The sequence below is a fragment of the bacterium genome, from assembly GCA_019695335.1.
Classification (GTDB): domain Bacteria; phylum CLD3; class CLD3; order SB21; family SB21; genus JABWBZ01.
Genome location: JAIBAF010000012.1, coordinates 20,680 through 37,182, shown reverse-complemented (window position 1 = coordinate 37,182; position 16,503 = coordinate 20,680). Strand labels below are relative to the sequence as shown.

Sequence of the window (16,503 nt, the reverse complement as noted above, 5' to 3'; positions counted from 1 at the left end):
ATGGCACATAAGAAAGGGCTCGGTAGTACCCGCAACGGACGCGACAGCCACGGACAACGTCTCGGTGTTAAGCGTTACAGCGGTCAATTCGTACTTGCGGGCAATATCATCGTTCGCCAACGCGGTACCAAGTTCCATGTCGGCAAAAACGTCGGCATCGGCAGCGACGATACGATTTTTTCTAAAATCGACGGCGTTGTCAAATTCGAGCACAAAGACAAAACACGCCTCAAAGTCAGCGTGTACCCGGTGCCCGAAGCGAAAGCGTAAACCCAATCCGATATACCTACGGTGTATCGGATTTATTTTTTGGACGGACTCATGGCTTGAAGTAAGAATATTTTATTTTTATTTTTCCAGAGTCCGTTTTTTATTTCAATGCTGACAATCCTCACCATACAAACCCCAGGGAGTAACTATCATGAAAATTACAGTCGTCGGTGGCGGTAATGTGGGCGCTACGGCCGCTCAGCGCATTGCCGAAAAAGAATTAGCCAATGAAGTCGTTCTCGTGGATATTATTGAAGGCGTGCCTCAAGGAAAATCGTTGGATATGTATGAATCGGCTCCAATTGAACGATTTGACGTTCGCATGATCGGAACGCAAGGATACGACGAAACGGCTGGCTCGGATATTGTCTTGATTACGGCCGGTCTGGCACGGAAACCCGGCATGAGCCGCGATGATCTTTTGCTGAAAAATGCAGAAATTATTCAAGGTATCACTAAAGAAGTTGCCAAACGTTCTCCGAATTCCATCATCATTATGGTAACCAATCCGCTGGACGTGATGACCTATGTTTCACACAAAATCAGCGGTTTCCCGAAAGCCCGCGTGATAGGTATGGCCGGCGTTTTGGATTCGGCGCGTTTTCGCTCGTTTATCGCGATGGAACTCGATGTATCGGTGCGCGACGTATCGGCATTCGTTCTCGGCGGTCACGGTGATACGATGGTGCCCTTACCGCGTTATTCGACCGTTGCGGGCATTCCTCTTCCGGATCTTATGGACGAAGCCACTATCAAACGGCTTGTCGACCGCACGGCCAACGGCGGCGCGGAAATCGTAAAATTACTCGGCACCGGATCGGCATACTATGCGCCTTCGGCTTCCGCTGTTGAGATGATCGAGTCCATCGTTAAAGATCAGAAACGTATTCTGCCTTGCTCGGTATGGTTGGAAGGTGAATACGGCCAGAAAAACGTTTTCTGCGGCGTACCGGTTAAACTCGGACGGAACGGCGTGGAACAAATTGTGCAGATCAAGCTAACCGCTGACGAACAAAAAGCGCTCGATAAATCAGCACAAGACGTCAAAGATAACATGGCTAAACTGAAATTCTGATTTTTTTTGTTTTTTATATTGTAAGGGCAATTTCACAATGAAGTTGCCCTTTTTTTATTCATATTTAATTAATTAAACTTTATTTATCTTTACACGTCTATGACAAAAAAGAAGACACTCTTGATAATTTTTTAAAATATTTTATGACTAAAAAAATCGTTGCAACTGTAGTTATGCTTTCTCTGATAATCGCTGCCTATTTTATTTTTTTTGCAGGCAATAAATCTTCCGAGAAAAAAGAATCGAAGACAGCATTGGTCACCCGCGTCATGCCACTGCATCGGGGTACACTGTCTGTCACAGTGAGCGCCACAGGAACGGTCTCACCAATTAATATCATCGAAATCAAATCCAAAGCCAGCGGGATCGTCGAAGCCATTCCCATCGAAGCCAGTGATCACGTTCGTATCGGTCAACTTATTACTCGGCTGGATCAAACCGATACGCGCAATAATTTTGAGCAAGCGCTCGCCGACTCTCAATTAGCCGCAGCGAGATTAGTGCAGCAAGAAAATAACTGGAAACGCTCTCAGGATTTATTTTCTAAAAATCTTTTGTCACAGCAGGAATATGACCAGGTATTTGTCGATTATGTCAGCTCAAAATCCTCTCTCATCAAAGCGCAATCCAGCTTACTCCTCGCTCGTCAAAAATTGGCTGAAACGATTGTGTTGTCCCCGATCAACGGTATCGTACTTTCTCGTAATGTTTCCGCTGGCCAAATCGTTTCTTCAGCCGTTTCTAATGTCGGCGGAGGGACAACCATTGCTCAGATTGCCAACATGGATGAAGTGTACGTAGTGGCAGCCGTTGATGAAGTCGATATCGGAAAAGTTCAGCTTGGACAGGCGACCAGTATTATCGCTGATGCTTATCCTTCGATGGAATTTACTGGCAAAGTTATTCGGATTGCTGCGCAATCTACGGTTGTCCAAAACGTGACGACGTTCGATGTCATCATTTTAGTTCCCAATAAAAACAATTTGCTCAAAGCCGGCATGAATACCTCGATCATGATCGATATTGCCCGCCGCGATAATGCTTTGTTGGTGTCAAACGAATTACTGCGAAGCAAAGACGATTTAGAATCCGATGCTCAAACCCTCAAAAAAGCCGGCGTCATTATGCCGGAACGAATGCGAAAATCGGCCGACTCCAGCAACACGAACCGCAGTGAATTGCGTAAAAAAATCATGTCTGACGGCCAGATGATTCACGACGGCGTTCTTAAATTTGTTGTCGTGCAAGAAGGTACCGATCTGAGAATGGTTCCGATTCGAATCGGACTTGCTAATTTCGATGAAGCGGAAGTTTTAAGCGGTTTATCCGATACCTCAAAAGTCGTCTTGGTTCAGTTCTCACAAGCGTTGCAAGAAGGCGAGCGATTCAAAGAGCGTCTTAAAGAACGTTCCGGCGGAATCCGATAAAGTTTTATGAATTTTTTTGAAAGCATTATTACCGCGTTGACCGCGTTGCGATCCAATCGGTTACGAAGCCTGCTGACGATGCTTGGCATTATCATCGGTGTCGGCGCCGTCATTGCGATGGTGGCTATCGGCGAAGGCTCACGCCGGCGTATCAATGAACGCCTGAAAAACCTCGGTACCAATTTACTTATCGTTCGTCCCGGCGCCCAAAGTATAGGACGCACGGTGCTGGCGGCCGGCAGCTCCATTACGTTGAAGCTGGAAGACGCCGAAACCATCAAGGCACGATCTGAATGGGTACAAGATTATTCACCCGAACTTTCACGAAATTCTCAGGTCAAATACGAAAACAAAAACGTCAACTCGTCCGTCATCGGCACTCTGACCAGCTATCCGAACGTTCGCAGTTTCACGATTGCTCAAGGTCGTTTTTTTAATGAAGAAGAATTGCGCGCACGATCCAAAGTCGCCGTCATCGGTCAGACCGTTGCCGATGCGTTATTCGAACGGGTTTCTCCCGTCGGACAAATCATTAAAATCAATTCGCAAAATTTTTACGTTATAGGATTATTTGAAAAGAAAGGCTCATCCGGCATTCAGGATCAGGACGATCAGATCGTTATTCCCCTTACAACGGCCCAATTACGATTGTTCGGACTGGATTATATTAATTCCATCGCGGTGATGGCAAAGGACAATGCGCCGCTCGAAGAAGTGACCTTTGATATCGAGCGTGCGCTCCGGCGCCAGCATCGGCTGCGTTCCGACCAGGAAAACGATTTCAATATCCGGAACATGTCTGACATTGTTTCGACGGCTCAAGAAACGAGCGCAACTTTATCGATTTTGCTGGCTTCTATTGCGGCAATTTCTCTGGTGGTTGGCGGCATCGGTATCATGAATATAATGGTTGTCTCGGTAACGGAACGCACCAAAGAAATTGGTATCCGGAAAGCGATTGGTGCAAAACGAAAAGATATTCTCGCGCAATTTTTGATCGAAGCATTAGTCATCTGTCTCCTCGGCGGTTTCATCGGCATTGCCATGGGTATTGGCACCGCGTTATTCCTGGAGTCCAATGCAGGTTGGGCTATTGCCATTACAACCGATTCGATCGTATTGAGTTTCGGCTTATCCATTGCCATCGGTATTTTTTTTGGTTTTTATCCGGCACTAAAAGCCGCCAAATCCAATGTTATCGATGCCCTGCGATACGAATAAGAAATCAACAAATTCCATTTCCTTTTTACCGGCGCCTTCATTAAATTGATGGCGCTTTTTTAATATACAGAAGGGGTCTCCCATGAAAAAACTATTATTGCTTTTACTTACAGCGGTATCATTAAGTTACAGCACTGAATTGATTCCAGGTTTCGTCGACGGCGACGTGGCTTCAGTTATGAAAGCCGCCAAAACAAAAAATCAGATCATCATGATTGATTTTTTTACGACGTGGTGCGGTCCTTGCAAATTGCTCGATCAGAATATTTATCGCAGTGCCGCTTTTAAAGCGTATACAGAACAAATGATTTGTTACAAAATCGACGCCGAAAAAGGCGAAGGCATTGCGATGGCGGATAAATATGGTGTTCGCGTGTATCCTTCTGTCGTCTTTATCGATGCCGATGGAAATGAAGTTGAACGTAAAGTCGGATATGAACCGGATATCAATCGGTACCTTAAAGAGCTCGACCGCATCATTCTCGGAAAAGACGTTTATGCTCAATGGATGAAAGAATACCAGAAAAAACCTTCCTACGAGTCTGCGGCAAAACTTGCCGAGTATTATTTACGATATGATTTGATTAAGGCGGTGCCGTACTATCAATTCGCACTAAACAGTGACCCTCAAATCAGTAAAGGTATGACCCGCGATCTGCTGATGCAACATGCGGTTACCGCATTGCAATTCAGCATCGATTCCATCGGTATTCCGGAAGCTGAAAATTTTCTCAAGCGTTTCCCCGAGCATCCGGCCAGCCATAGCGTTGCGGCCAATTTAGCGTACGCCTATCTGCGGAAAAATATGAATGATAAAGCATGGAATTTGATTACAATGACATACGAAAAAGCGGATGATGCCGGGCGAAAAGGAATTGAAGATATATATCAGCGCATTCGTCAGGCTACCGGCCATACGACAAAAGAAGAAGATTACGCCGAATTGGAAAAACTGGACGGAACTGCGGCCCGAGGCGCTTCCCGTATGATCGAAATTTATACCAAGCACGGTGAAAAAGACAAAGCTGCCTCTGTTGTATTGAATTGGATCCAGAAAAATCCGAACGGTTCGTTGAGCGATTACAACGATGTCGGCTGGAGCGCCTTTGAAGCCAAAGCCGCTGAAAAAGAAATGGCCACATCGCTTATAAAAAAATGGGATTCAAGCCCAGCTGCCAACCAGGATTCGTACGTAGCTGACACGATTGCTAGTTTATGTGAAGCTCTCGGTGACAAAGCTAACGCGGTGCGCTTTGGCGAATACGCCGTTAAAATGTCCCGCGACGGGTCGAAAATGAAAAAAACTTTTGAAGAAAATCTGAAACGTTACCAAAACATGAAGTAAGTTGAGTTTTGATGTCAGTCCGGAGTCGCTTATGAAATACTGCTTGTTCCTGTCAATGGCTGTGTTGTTTTTTAATGTCGAAATTTCAGCGCAAAATGATTTGCTCCAGTCCGGTCCCATGCTCGGTTATTCTGAAAAAACCGAAGTTCTGGTTTGGATTCAAACGACGAAGCCCGCTAAAGTTGAAGTCCGGTACTGGGATCAACAAAAAGCCAAAATTGAAAAGATCGATAACATTGCAGAAACGACCAGACTCATTCAGACGGCGGATGAAGGCGATCACATTGCACAATTTGTAATAGGAGGTCTTGGTCACGGACGAACTTACGATTATGAAGTTCTCATTAATGGTAAACCTGTCCGACATTCTGTACCCTATACTTTTAAAACGCAATTGCTTTGGGAGTGGCGTACCGATCCGCCCGATTTTACTGCAGCAATAGGTTCGTGTGCGTACGTCAACGAGGACTCTGTCGATCGTCCGGGCATTCCTTACGGAAGCGATTACCATATTTTTCAAACCATCGCCGATAAAAAACCCGATCTGATGTTGTGGCTGGGCGATAATACTTATCTGCGTGAAGTTGACTGGAATTCCTGGTCGGGTATCCTCCATCGCTGGCGTCATACGCGTTCACTTAAAGAACTGCAGCCCCTCTTGCCGTCCATTCATCATTATGCCATCTGGGACGATCATGATTATGGCCCCAATGATTCCGATCGTGGATATATGTTCAAATTCAAAACGCTGGAAGCATTTAAAATGTATAACGGTAATCCGGCATACGGATTCCAGGATGTACCGGGAGTTTTTTATAAATTTAATTGGAACGATGTCGATTTCTTTATGCTCGACGACCGGTTTTATCGTTCACCAAAATATGAAGAAGATACACCCGACAAAACCATGCTTGGAAAAGTTCAACTGCAGTGGTTGAAGGATGCATTGACCACCAGCATAGCGCCCTTTAAAATCATTGCCTGCGGCAGTCAGGTTTTGAACGAAATCGGCGATAGCGAATCGTATAATCTTTACAAATTCGAGCGCAAAGAATTGATCGATTTTATCAGAAAAAATGAAATTTCCGGCGTTCTTTTCATTAGCGGCGATAGGCACTTTACAGAAATGAACCGTAAAGATCTCGATTCGAATTTTTATCCGTTATATGATTATACATCATCGTCATTGACCGCAGGCCTGCATACAAGCGGTAAAGATATTAAAAACCCTCTCCGCGTAACAGGCAGCGTCTTCAGCGATGTTCATAATTTTGGTTTGCTTAAATTTTCAGGCAAACGTAAAGATCGTACGCTGACGATAGAAACGTACGATGACAAAGGCAATTTGCTTTGGAATTTTTCAATTCACGAAAATGACTTGAAACCCAAATCTAAAAAAACCGACAGCCGTCATTAAATGACTTCAATGGCTCAACAGGCGGAATTTGATGTGATTATTGCCGGAGCCGGACCGGCGGGAAGCAGTGCAGCAATCATCTTCGGACAAGCCGGCAAAAAAACTCTCCTCCTCGACAAATCGTCTTTTCCCCGCGACAAAACCTGCGGCGATGGCCTCACGTTCAAATGTATAGAGCCGCTACGTAAGCTTGGCGTACTTGAACATTTTATGGAAAAAGTTCAATTCTATTCACACGGATACTCATTGTTCTTCAGTGATTACAGCGAATTGACCGTGCGGCGTGCAATGAACGAATCAGAATATTTCGTGTACGTGCTGCCGAGATTTATCTTCGATAATATACTGCTTCAACGGGCTCTTGAATATCCATCAATCACGTTCATTCCTGCATCCACGGTTGAGTCGGTCATAAAAAACGATCATGGCGTTGCCGGAGTCAATGTTTCCAGCCAAAGTAAAAATCATACGTTTTCAGCGCCGCTCGTTATTGATGCTACAGGCGTCAATTCAACTATTGCAGTGGACGCCGGAGCGGGCAATCAGGATTCACACCGATGCGCCGTGGCGATTCGAGGTTATTATGAAAATATCACGGGTTTGCAAAATACAGTTGAATTTTATTTCGACGAATCGATTCTACCGGGCTATTACTGGATTTTCCCCACTTCAGCTACGACGGCCAATATCGGATGTGGTACGTTTCAGCATATTATCGACGAACGAAAACTGGATTTGCGCAATTTAATGGACGGTTTTTTCAAAAACCACCCTATCGCTAAAAAGAAACTAAACCGTGCATCGTTATGCGGTAAACTCAGCGGAGGTAAAATCCCTCTTGCGATCGAATATCAAAATTCAAGAGTTCGCGATGGATTGATTTTAACCGGCGACGCCGGATCGTTTACCGATCCCGTAACAGCCGAAGGAATTTCCTACGCCATGACGTCCGGCATTCTGGCAGCCGAAACGGCGATCTGTGCTATGGATGAAAATGATTATTCGACCCAACAACTCTCGGCGTACGATCATTTGTGGAAAACACGATTCAACCGCCAATTTTCAAAAGCTCCTTTTTTAACCACTCTCTTGTCGGCGGATATTTTTGCCGATTATCTCTCAAAATCCTTTCGTGAAAACGATCGGGCGCTCCGTTCTATCGGAAAACTTGCACAACAATATGAGTTGATGTTCAAACTTAAAGCGCTGATGAAAGCGATTTGAGTTTTGCTGACACATTGCCAGTTTCTATTGATGAACCTTCTGGAAAATCTTCCATTTTACAAAGTTTTTAGCGTGTTGATAACTTGTTGATACTTTTGTTTGCTCTTGACATTCAAAATAAAAATCAATAGGTTATGTCATTATAAAACAACACCCTAAAGAATGATAGCCGATATTAACGGGAGGTTAAATGGCCGCGTCAGCAGATGTGAAGATTTTTGACATCAAAAACACTAAGCTTTTTATAAACAATGCTTTTTCTGATAGTGCAAATGGAAAAACTTTTTCGACAATCAACCCTGCAAATGAAAAAGTTATTGCACAAATTGCTGAAGCGGACAAGGCCGATGTCGATAAAGCCGTCACATCCGCCAGAAATGCTTTTGCAGATGGCGGTAAATGGGCTAAAACGAGTGCAAGCAGACGTGGAAAATATTTGTGGAAGATCAGCGAACTGATCATGAAGTATGCCGACGAGCTTGCTTACCTCGAAACGATCGACTGCGGCAAACCAATTGGCGAAACTAAAGGAATTGAAGTTCCTGTAACGGCGGACATTTTCGCGTATTATGCCGGAGCAGCGACCAAAATCGAAGGAGAGACCATTCCGGTCAGCGGTAATTTTTTTAATTATACCTTACGCGAGCCGCTCGGCGTACTTGGACTGATAATTCCATGGAATTTTCCGCTGATCACGGCCGCACGCAAAATTGCGCCGGCCATCGCCGCCGGAAATACCGTCGTCGTGAAACCTTCTGAATTTACGCCGCTAAGTACCTTAAAGCTGGCCGAAATTATGGCCGAAGCCGGTCTCCCGGAAGGCGTTTTTAATGTCGTCACCGGTTACGGCAAAACGGCCGGAGCGGCATTGGTCGCCCATCCCGACGTCGATGGGATTGCATTTACAGGTTCGACGACTACCGGGCAAGAAATCATGAAAACGGCGGCATTGACCATGAAACGGCTTTCACTTGAACTGGGCGGTAAATCACCCAATATTGTTTTCGCCGATTCTGATATCGACACGACGGTCAAAATGGCCGCCGCCGCAATTTTTTATAACAAAGGTGAAGTTTGTACAGCAGGATCGAGGCTGCTCATTGAAGAAAAAATTCACGACGAATTCGTGGAAAAACTTGCGGCTCGTGCCGCTAAAATGGTTCCCGGCGATCCGCTCAATCCCGAAACCAAATTAGGTCCCTTATCCTCCGATGTACAACTGAAAAAAATCCAGCACTACGTCGATGCAGGTAAATCTGAAGGCGCGAAATTGCTCGCCGGCGGTAATCGTATCGGCAACGAAGGATATTATTTTCAACCAACGGTTTTCGGCGAAGTTAAAAATTCTATGAAAATTGCATCGGAAGAAATTTTCGGTCCTGTTCTTTCCGCTTTGAAATTTAAAGATTTCGACGACGCCGTCCGTATTGCCAACGAAACCTATTATGGTCTCGCTGCCGGCATCTGGACGCGCGATATCAAAAAAGCGCATACTCTCGCTCGTAAAATCAAAGCCGGAACCGTCTGGATCAATACATACAACATGTACGATGCCGCCATGCCCTACGGCGGTTATAAAATGTCCGGATTTACGCGCGAATGCGGTATGGAAGCCATTTATGAATTTTATACTCAGGTCAAATCCGTATGGGTTGATCTGAATTAATGTTGAAATGACCGATGGTATAGGATTTAGTACAATACACTTGCGCCTTAGACCCGATTTTTGACTTTCTAATCACTATTTCTAAAAAAGGATTGTTTTCATGTACCTGAATTTCCGCTTTTTGGCATGCTTGCTGTGTTTGTTTCTTTTCGGACAAACGGCAATAGCTCAACGCCAGATCATTGACCGCATCGCCGCCGTTGTGGACGACGAAGCCATTCTCGAATCCGAAGTTCAAAACTATGCCTATTTTGAAGCTTTGAATCAAAAAATCGATCCTGAAAAAAATAAGGATGAATACGATAAGCTCGAACGCAACATTTTGGAAAGTCTGATCAATCAAAAAATTTTGTTAGCCCAAGCCAAACTAGACAGCGTGACCGTGGATGAATCGCAGGTTGAGAGCACGCTCGATCAGCAAATTCAACAGCGCGTTCAACAAGCCGGTGGCGAAGATGCACTCGAAAAATATTTAGGTAAAAAAATTTCTGAAATCCGGAAACTCTACCGTAATAATGTACGCAAACAATTGCTGACGCAGAAAATCCAATCATCCCGATTTCAGGACGTCAAAATTTCACGTTCTGAAGTTGAAACGTTTTTCAAAACGTTTCAGGATAGTTTGCCGGAAGTCGGCAATTCCATCAATATGAGTCATATCCTGATGGAAGTGAAAGCAGGCGACGCTGCATATGAAGAAGCACGTAAACTGGCGGCCACCTTGCTCGATTCGTTGAAACGCGGTGGTGATTTTGCGGCGCTGGCCAAAAAATATTCCAACGATCCGAGTTCTGCCAAAAAAGGCGGTGAACTAGGATGGTTCAATCGTGCCGATTTCGTCAAAGAATTTGCCGAGGCGGCGGTTAAACTCGAACCGGGCGAAATTTCCGATATCGTCAAGACGCAATTCGGCTATCATATCATTCAACTCATCCAGAAATCCGGCGATAAAATCAATACGCGTCATATCCTGATCGGCGTTAATGCGACTGAAGACGATAAAAAAGCTACGATTGAAAAATTAAAACAAATACGGCAAGACATCCTCGACGGTAAAACCACGCTTGAAGAAGCGGCGTTAAAATATTCCGACGATCCGGCTAAAAAAGGCAATCTTGGAAATCTGGGATGGATTGAAATTTCAACCTTCCAGGACAAAGCTTTTTTACAAGCGGCTCAATCACTGAAGACCGGAGAAATTTCCGAGCCGTTTGAAACTTCATTCGGCTATCACATTGTCAAACTGAATGACCGTCGTGAAAAACGAAAAATGAATCTGCGCGAAGACTGGCAATCTATTGAGAATATGGCCATGAATCAAAAACAAGCCAAAGAAATGGATCATTGGCTTAAAGAGATCCGTTCTAAATTTTACGTTGACGTACGTATGTAAGTCCGTTTTTATGTTTGAAAAAATGTGGAAATACGTGATTACGCGATTTCTGGTTTGGCATTCCAGATTTCGCCAACCGTCAGAGCCGGTCAGTTTCAGAACGGTCGTGACGGATGCAACGCGTATCCTAGTATTTCTTCACGATTCCATCGGACATGAATCCCTCTCGTCGATGGTGGACCTGTTAAAATCGCGATTTCCAAAATCGATTTTTGAATTTATGATTACCGAATCCTTTGCACCGGAACACCGTCACAGTATCGAATTGCAAGGTTTCGAGGTACATATCATCCGTAAAACGGATGTTAACTTTTTCAGGATCATAAAAAAAAATAAAATTCGCCCATTGCGGCAGAAACAGTTTGACTTAGTGTTGGACATGGGACCTCGTTTCGACATAACCTTCGCTCACCTGTTTCGTGCATGCGATGCGCGCATGGTAGCCGGCATGATGAGCCCCGCTCATCCGGATGCTTTCCACAATGTGCTCGTCAAAGCCGGAGAATCGGGCTCGCAGCCCAACACCCTTCTTGATTGCCTTTCCAGATTGCGAACGTGCTGAGCCTTTAAGATACACACTCAAATCCTAGAGTTAATACTATGGGATCCGCGAATCGTTTCCGGTTGACATGGCTTTTTTTCCTGCCATGTTTCGCTTACGTATTGAATCTGCTTACCTGCCATCCGATTCAAACCGTTAAGACCGAGTCACAACCGCTTATCGAATGGGAAAAATATCAAAATCCGAAATACGGCTTCCGTGTCGATATTCCGGCCGGCTGGAGTGCGACGTATTCCGCGATCGGAATTGAATTATCGGATCCTTTGACGGATGGATATATTTCCATCAAAGCATTGGTGGAACCAAGCCAAGAAATCACCATGCCGTTGGATGAACATTTGATCCGTTCTTATTCCGAAAGGCATCCTTATTTGGAGGAACCTTTTTCAGATTTGCATGAACTCCATTCGTCATCGGGCTTAATCGGGCATCGGCTTCGCGCTCATTTCATAAACGATTACGATTATGAAACAGCCGAAGAGCGGCGGGTTCATCGTGCCGGTGACTCATCGGCTGTAGTCGCATACATGCCATGTTTGTTCCCGGGTGATCATTATTGTTCGACGGTTGAATTTTTTTCAACCGGGACGCCCGACTCGCTCGTACAGGGTATTTTGAATTCTTACCAATACATGTTCAAAACTTTTAATCAACGAGAACTCTTATCGATGAATTTAATTTCATCGATGGACATGCCGGATCGAGCTATCTGGTACGTGGGTGAAACACGCGGATTTACAATTGATTTTAATGGCGATGGCCAGGAAGAATTATTGGTTTCAGGCATTCGCCGAAGCAGCGATTCCCTTGCGAGCAAATGTTTTGTCAAACTTTTTAAAAAATCGAATGAAACCTACAAATTAATTCTTGAAAAAGAATTTTCCGGCAATACTTTCCAGGAATCGGATATTCAGTTGATCAATATTGACAATGCACCAGGCTATGAAGTGTTCTTGCGATTCACTGATTACGGTAATGAATGGGGCCAAAACAGTACGGCCTTGGTCCATTACGACGGACAACAATTTCGTGTCCGCGAATTCGGAGCATTCGCCGAAGCACGGGATATTAATCACGACGGCAAAGAAGAAATCATTACGGCGATTAAAAATTATTTTCAGCCGGGATCGGTATCGACGTGGTACGATATTTATTGTTATGAAAACGGAAATTTTGTAGAATCCAATCAGCGCTTCAAAAACTATTTTAAAGATGTGATGCTGCCGTCGTACAAAGAGCAGATCGAAAACGCCCGGACGGAAATGCTGGAATCCAAAGTTCAGTCGTTCCGTGTCTCGGCGTATTATCAGATTCGACGCCTTGAAAAATACGTCAAGTGGAGCGAAAAAATTGCCAATGGCGAAAGTTTAACTCCTTAAAATTGAATACGTCTATCAGTACCGATTACGAAAAATATTTAAAACCGGAAATCGTCGCCAAACTTTCCAACCTTGAAATCAAAGCCCGCCTGGTTGTTGAAGGATTTATTACCGGTCTTCACAAAAGCCCTTATCATGGCTTTAGCGTCGAATTTGCCGAGCACCGGCAATACATGCCCGGCGATGAAATCCGTTCCATCGACTGGAAAGTGTACGGGCGCACGTCGCGGTATTATGTCAAACGTTACGAAGAAGAAACAAACCTTAAAGCGTATGTAATCCTTGACACGAGCGGGTCGATGGGGTTTGCATCCGCTGCAATGACCAAACTTGAATACGGCGCCTGCCTCGCAGCGTCATTAACCTACCTGATGATTCATCAGCGTGATGCCGTTGGTCTAACCTTATTCGATACCAAAATTACACGTTTTCTTCCTCCCCGCTCGACGTTAAGTTATTTAAAAACCATTCAGGAATCTCTTGCTCACTCGCATACCAGCGACGAAACTGCCATGGCGCCCGTTTTACATGAAATCGCCGAACGGATCAAACGGCGTGGTTTGATTATTCTTATCAGCGACTTGTTTGATGATCCCGAAAAAGTGTTGACCGGACTAAAACATTTCCGACATCGCGGACATGAAGTAATCGTTTTCCATATCCTTGATCCCCAGGAAAAAGAATTCGCCTACAGCGGCGACGTCATTTTTGAAGATCTGGAAACCAAAGAACGCATTCAAACGCAACCGTGGCATATACGGTCCAATTACCGTGAACAAATGCGGTTATTTCTTGATCGTTACCGGAAAGAATGTCGTGAGAACAATATTGATTACGTTTTGCTCGATACTCGTACACCCTACGACACAGCTTTATTCGAATATCTCACCAAACGAAAAAAAATGGGATAACGTGTTAGATTATCCCATGCTTAATTCCTAAAAAAATATTTGCTCTATTCCGCCAAACGTAATCGGCTTCCGGGCCCTACCGGTATATCGAACCCGATGAAAATAGCAAACAGCAAAGACCAGACAATCAGAAAAACAACACTGTAAGGCGCCATTGTCGAAATGACGGTTCCCATACCGGCTGTTTTCAAATATTTCTGAATATAGGCTACAATTAATGCAAAATACGACATCATGGGTGAAATGACATTGGTTACCGAATCGCCAATTCGATACGCTGTCTGTGTCACTTCGGGAGTATATCCGAGCAACATAAACATCGGCACGAACACCGGAGCCATGATCGCCCATTTGGCAGAAGCGCTACCCATCATCATGTTAATACTCGCCGAAACGAGAATAAATAAAAGTAACAATGGAATTGCCGGAAGCCCGATACTTTTTAAAATTTCTGCTCCCTCGACCGCCAGAATCAATCCCAGCTTGGATTGCTGAAAATACGCAACAAATTGCGCCGCGCAAAAAACCAATGCAATATACGACCCCATCGTCGACATCGCCTTACCCATCGCACTGGCAACGTCGTTATCTTTTTTAATTGTTCCAGCGCCAATTCCGTAAGCCGTTCCCGAAATCCCGGCTCCTATAAAAATAATCGCCACAATTCCTGACAAAAAAGGAGAGTGCAGTATGCCGCCGGTCTTCGGATCTAATAATACTCCCATCAACGGCCATCCATTAGCCGGTAAAACAGACCAGATCAAAAACAATGTAAAAAGCAGAGACGAATAAAAAGCAAAACGTAATCCTTTTCTTTCAGAAGAAGTTAAAGCTTCGATCGCTATCGGTTTTTCATCACCGGTATATTTTCCAAGCCTTGGTTCTACAATTTTTTCAGTCACAAAAGTTCCGGCAATAGTTAATATAAATGTCGAAATAGTCATGAAATAATAGTTGCACGCCGGATTCACGAGATAGGCCGGATCTACAATACGAGCGGCTTCCTGGGAAATTCCTGACAGCAACGGGTCGACAGTGCCCAACACCAGGTTTGCGCTGTAACCTCCGGAAACGCCCGAAAACGCCGCGGCCATACCAGCCAAAGGATGACGCTCTACTGCAAGAAAAATAATCCCAGCCAACGGGACCAATAGCACATAACCGACTTCCGAAGCCGCATTGGACATCACTCCACAAAAAACGAGAACAACCGTCAATAGCCGTGGAGGAGCCGATGTGACCATCAAGCGTATCAACGAGGATAATAAGCCAGATCCTTCGGCCACGCCGATACCTAACAACGCAACCAACACGGTACCGAGCGGAGCGAATCCCGTAAAATTAGTTACCATACTCGTCATAATGTAACGCAAGCCATCGCCCGTCAATAAACTAACTGGACGAATCGTCTCGCCGGTTCCCGGGTGAATAACAGAAACATCAAACAATGATACTACACCTGAAGCAATGACTACGATTACGGCGAAACTCGCAAACAAAGTCATAGGATGCGGCAAAAAATTGCCAATTTTTTCGACCCAATCTAATACGCGATAAAAAAATGATTTTTTTTCGAGCATTCTTTCAATCCTTAATTTTATGATTCAATGAACTCTATTGCTCTTTTTTCGGACCAGTATATTCCGTCGCTGTTAAATCGAATGAATCCGACATGGCCTCCTGAATTCGGAATTTCCAGAAAAAAATTCGGATTACTCGTTGCTTCGTATGGAAAACATGACTCTCCGAGAAAGGGATCGTTTTTGGCGTTGACTAATAATGTCGGAATCGTAACGGCATGAAGAAATGATTTGCAACTGGCTTTGGCCCAGTAATCCTCCGCATCTTTAAAGCCGTGAAGCGGGGCCGTATAACGATCATCGAATCCTTTAAAGTCACGAATTTCATCAAAACGATGGTCGTCGATTTTTCCGGGATACAAACGCATTTTGGCCCGAACTTTTTCGTGAAGCAGCCGGAGAAAACGGTTCATATAAATCTGATTGGTTTTTTTTGCCATCTCTATAGCACTGGACTTCAGATCGCACGGAACTGAAAATGCAACGGCGCGTTTGATCAGTGGAGACAATGTATGACCTCGTTCGCCGATATATTTCAATGTCAGATTGCCACCCATGCTAAAACCAATCATAATGATCGTATCGTAGCTTTTCATGGAAATAGCATGATGAACGACGGCATCAAGGTCTTCTGTGGCGCCGCTGTGGTAAAAACGGAGTTGACGATTAACCTCGCCGCTGCATCCACGAAAATTCCACGCGAGCACATCCCATCCGTAACCGTTCACAATACGAGCCATTCCGCGCATGTAAGCGCGATCGGTATTACCTTCAAGCCCGTGCGACAAAATTACCAAGCGACGCGAACCGCGTCTCAGCCAATCAATATCGAGAAAATCGCCATCCGGCGTATCAATTCGTTCTCGTACATACGCTACAGGCGTAACTTTCCTGAATAAAGTGGGATAGATCGATTGAATATGACCGTTTGAAAATAAAAAAGGAGGAACGTACGTAGAACGAAAAACCGTCGGCATAATAACACAAACATCCTATGTTAAGAAAATTCGGTTGTGCAAAATAGGATGTTCGT

Annotated in this window: 14 protein-coding genes; 12 read left to right on the top strand and 2 right to left on the bottom strand. The window is 44.6% G+C overall.

The genetic code is table 11. The features are described from left to right. The 12 genes from rpmA (at position 1) to K1X84_04685 (ending at position 13,890) form a co-directional block, all read left to right on the top strand. Positions 1 to 270 carry a 50S ribosomal protein L27 gene (gene rpmA / locus K1X84_04740; GenBank protein MBX7150922.1) on the top strand — a complete coding sequence of 90 codons (270 nt, stop codon included), beginning with the start codon at positions 1 to 3 and terminating at the stop codon, positions 268 to 270. Positions 271 to 421: 151 nt separating this feature from the next. Next, positions 422 to 1,345 (top strand): malate dehydrogenase, encoded by a 924-nt coding sequence (mdh, locus tag K1X84_04735; GenBank protein ID MBX7150921.1) that lies wholly within the window; start codon positions 422 to 424, stop codon positions 1,343 to 1,345. A gap of 143 nt (positions 1,346 to 1,488) precedes the next feature. Beyond that, a complete protein-coding gene (locus K1X84_04730; GenBank protein MBX7150920.1) occupies positions 1,489 to 2,772 on the top strand; it encodes an efflux RND transporter periplasmic adaptor subunit in 1,284 nt (427 codons plus the stop codon). Positions 2,773 to 2,778: 6 nt separating this feature from the next. Then, positions 2,779 to 3,993 carry an ABC transporter permease gene (locus K1X84_04725; protein MBX7150919.1) on the top strand — a complete coding sequence of 405 codons (1,215 nt, stop codon included), beginning with the start codon at positions 2,779 to 2,781 and terminating at the stop codon, positions 3,991 to 3,993. A gap of 82 nt (positions 3,994 to 4,075) precedes the next feature. Then, positions 4,076 to 5,338: a thioredoxin family protein gene (locus K1X84_04720; protein ID MBX7150918.1), complete on the top strand. Its 1,263-nt coding sequence runs from the start codon at positions 4,076 to 4,078 to the stop codon at positions 5,336 to 5,338. A 31-nt stretch (positions 5,339 to 5,369) separates the two neighbouring features. Next, positions 5,370 to 6,755, top strand: coding sequence for an alkaline phosphatase family protein (locus K1X84_04715; GenBank protein ID MBX7150917.1), 1,386 nt, complete (start codon positions 5,370 to 5,372; stop codon positions 6,753 to 6,755). Next, positions 6,756 to 7,979 (top strand): NAD(P)/FAD-dependent oxidoreductase, encoded by a 1,224-nt coding sequence (locus K1X84_04710; protein MBX7150916.1) that lies wholly within the window; start codon positions 6,756 to 6,758, stop codon positions 7,977 to 7,979. 190 nt (positions 7,980 to 8,169) lie between these two features. After that, the gene (locus K1X84_04705; protein MBX7150915.1) at positions 8,170 to 9,645 is read left to right on the top strand and encodes an aldehyde dehydrogenase family protein; all 1,476 of its coding nucleotides are present in this window, start codon (positions 8,170 to 8,172) and stop codon (positions 9,643 to 9,645) included. A gap of 100 nt (positions 9,646 to 9,745) precedes the next feature. Beyond that, positions 9,746 to 11,038, top strand: a complete 1,293-nt coding sequence (locus K1X84_04700) for a peptidylprolyl isomerase (protein MBX7150914.1) — start codon at positions 9,746 to 9,748, stop codon at positions 11,036 to 11,038. Positions 11,039 to 11,048: 10 nt separating this feature from the next. Further along, positions 11,049 to 11,600, top strand: a complete 552-nt coding sequence (locus tag K1X84_04695) for a hypothetical protein (protein MBX7150913.1) — start codon at positions 11,049 to 11,051, stop codon at positions 11,598 to 11,600. A 38-nt stretch (positions 11,601 to 11,638) separates the two neighbouring features. Then, on the top strand, positions 11,639 to 12,979 hold the full coding sequence (locus K1X84_04690) for a hypothetical protein (GenBank protein MBX7150912.1): 1,341 nt from the start codon (positions 11,639 to 11,641) through the stop codon (positions 12,977 to 12,979). A gap of 14 nt (positions 12,980 to 12,993) precedes the next feature. Continuing rightward, on the top strand, positions 12,994 to 13,890 hold the full coding sequence (locus tag K1X84_04685) for a DUF58 domain-containing protein (protein ID MBX7150911.1): 897 nt from the start codon (positions 12,994 to 12,996) through the stop codon (positions 13,888 to 13,890). 44 nt (positions 13,891 to 13,934) lie between these two features. Here the strand turns inward: K1X84_04685 and K1X84_04680 are convergent, their stop codons facing one another. Together K1X84_04680 and K1X84_04675 are read right to left on the bottom strand one after the other, a co-directional pair. Continuing rightward, on the bottom strand, positions 13,935 to 15,470 hold the full coding sequence (locus tag K1X84_04680) for an AbgT family transporter (GenBank protein MBX7150910.1): 1,536 nt from the start codon (positions 15,468 to 15,470) through the stop codon (positions 13,935 to 13,937). A 17-nt stretch (positions 15,471 to 15,487) separates the two neighbouring features. Continuing rightward, a complete protein-coding gene (locus tag K1X84_04675; GenBank protein ID MBX7150909.1) occupies positions 15,488 to 16,447 on the bottom strand; it encodes an alpha/beta fold hydrolase in 960 nt (319 codons plus the stop codon). Between the last annotated feature and the right edge of the window lie 56 nt (positions 16,448 to 16,503).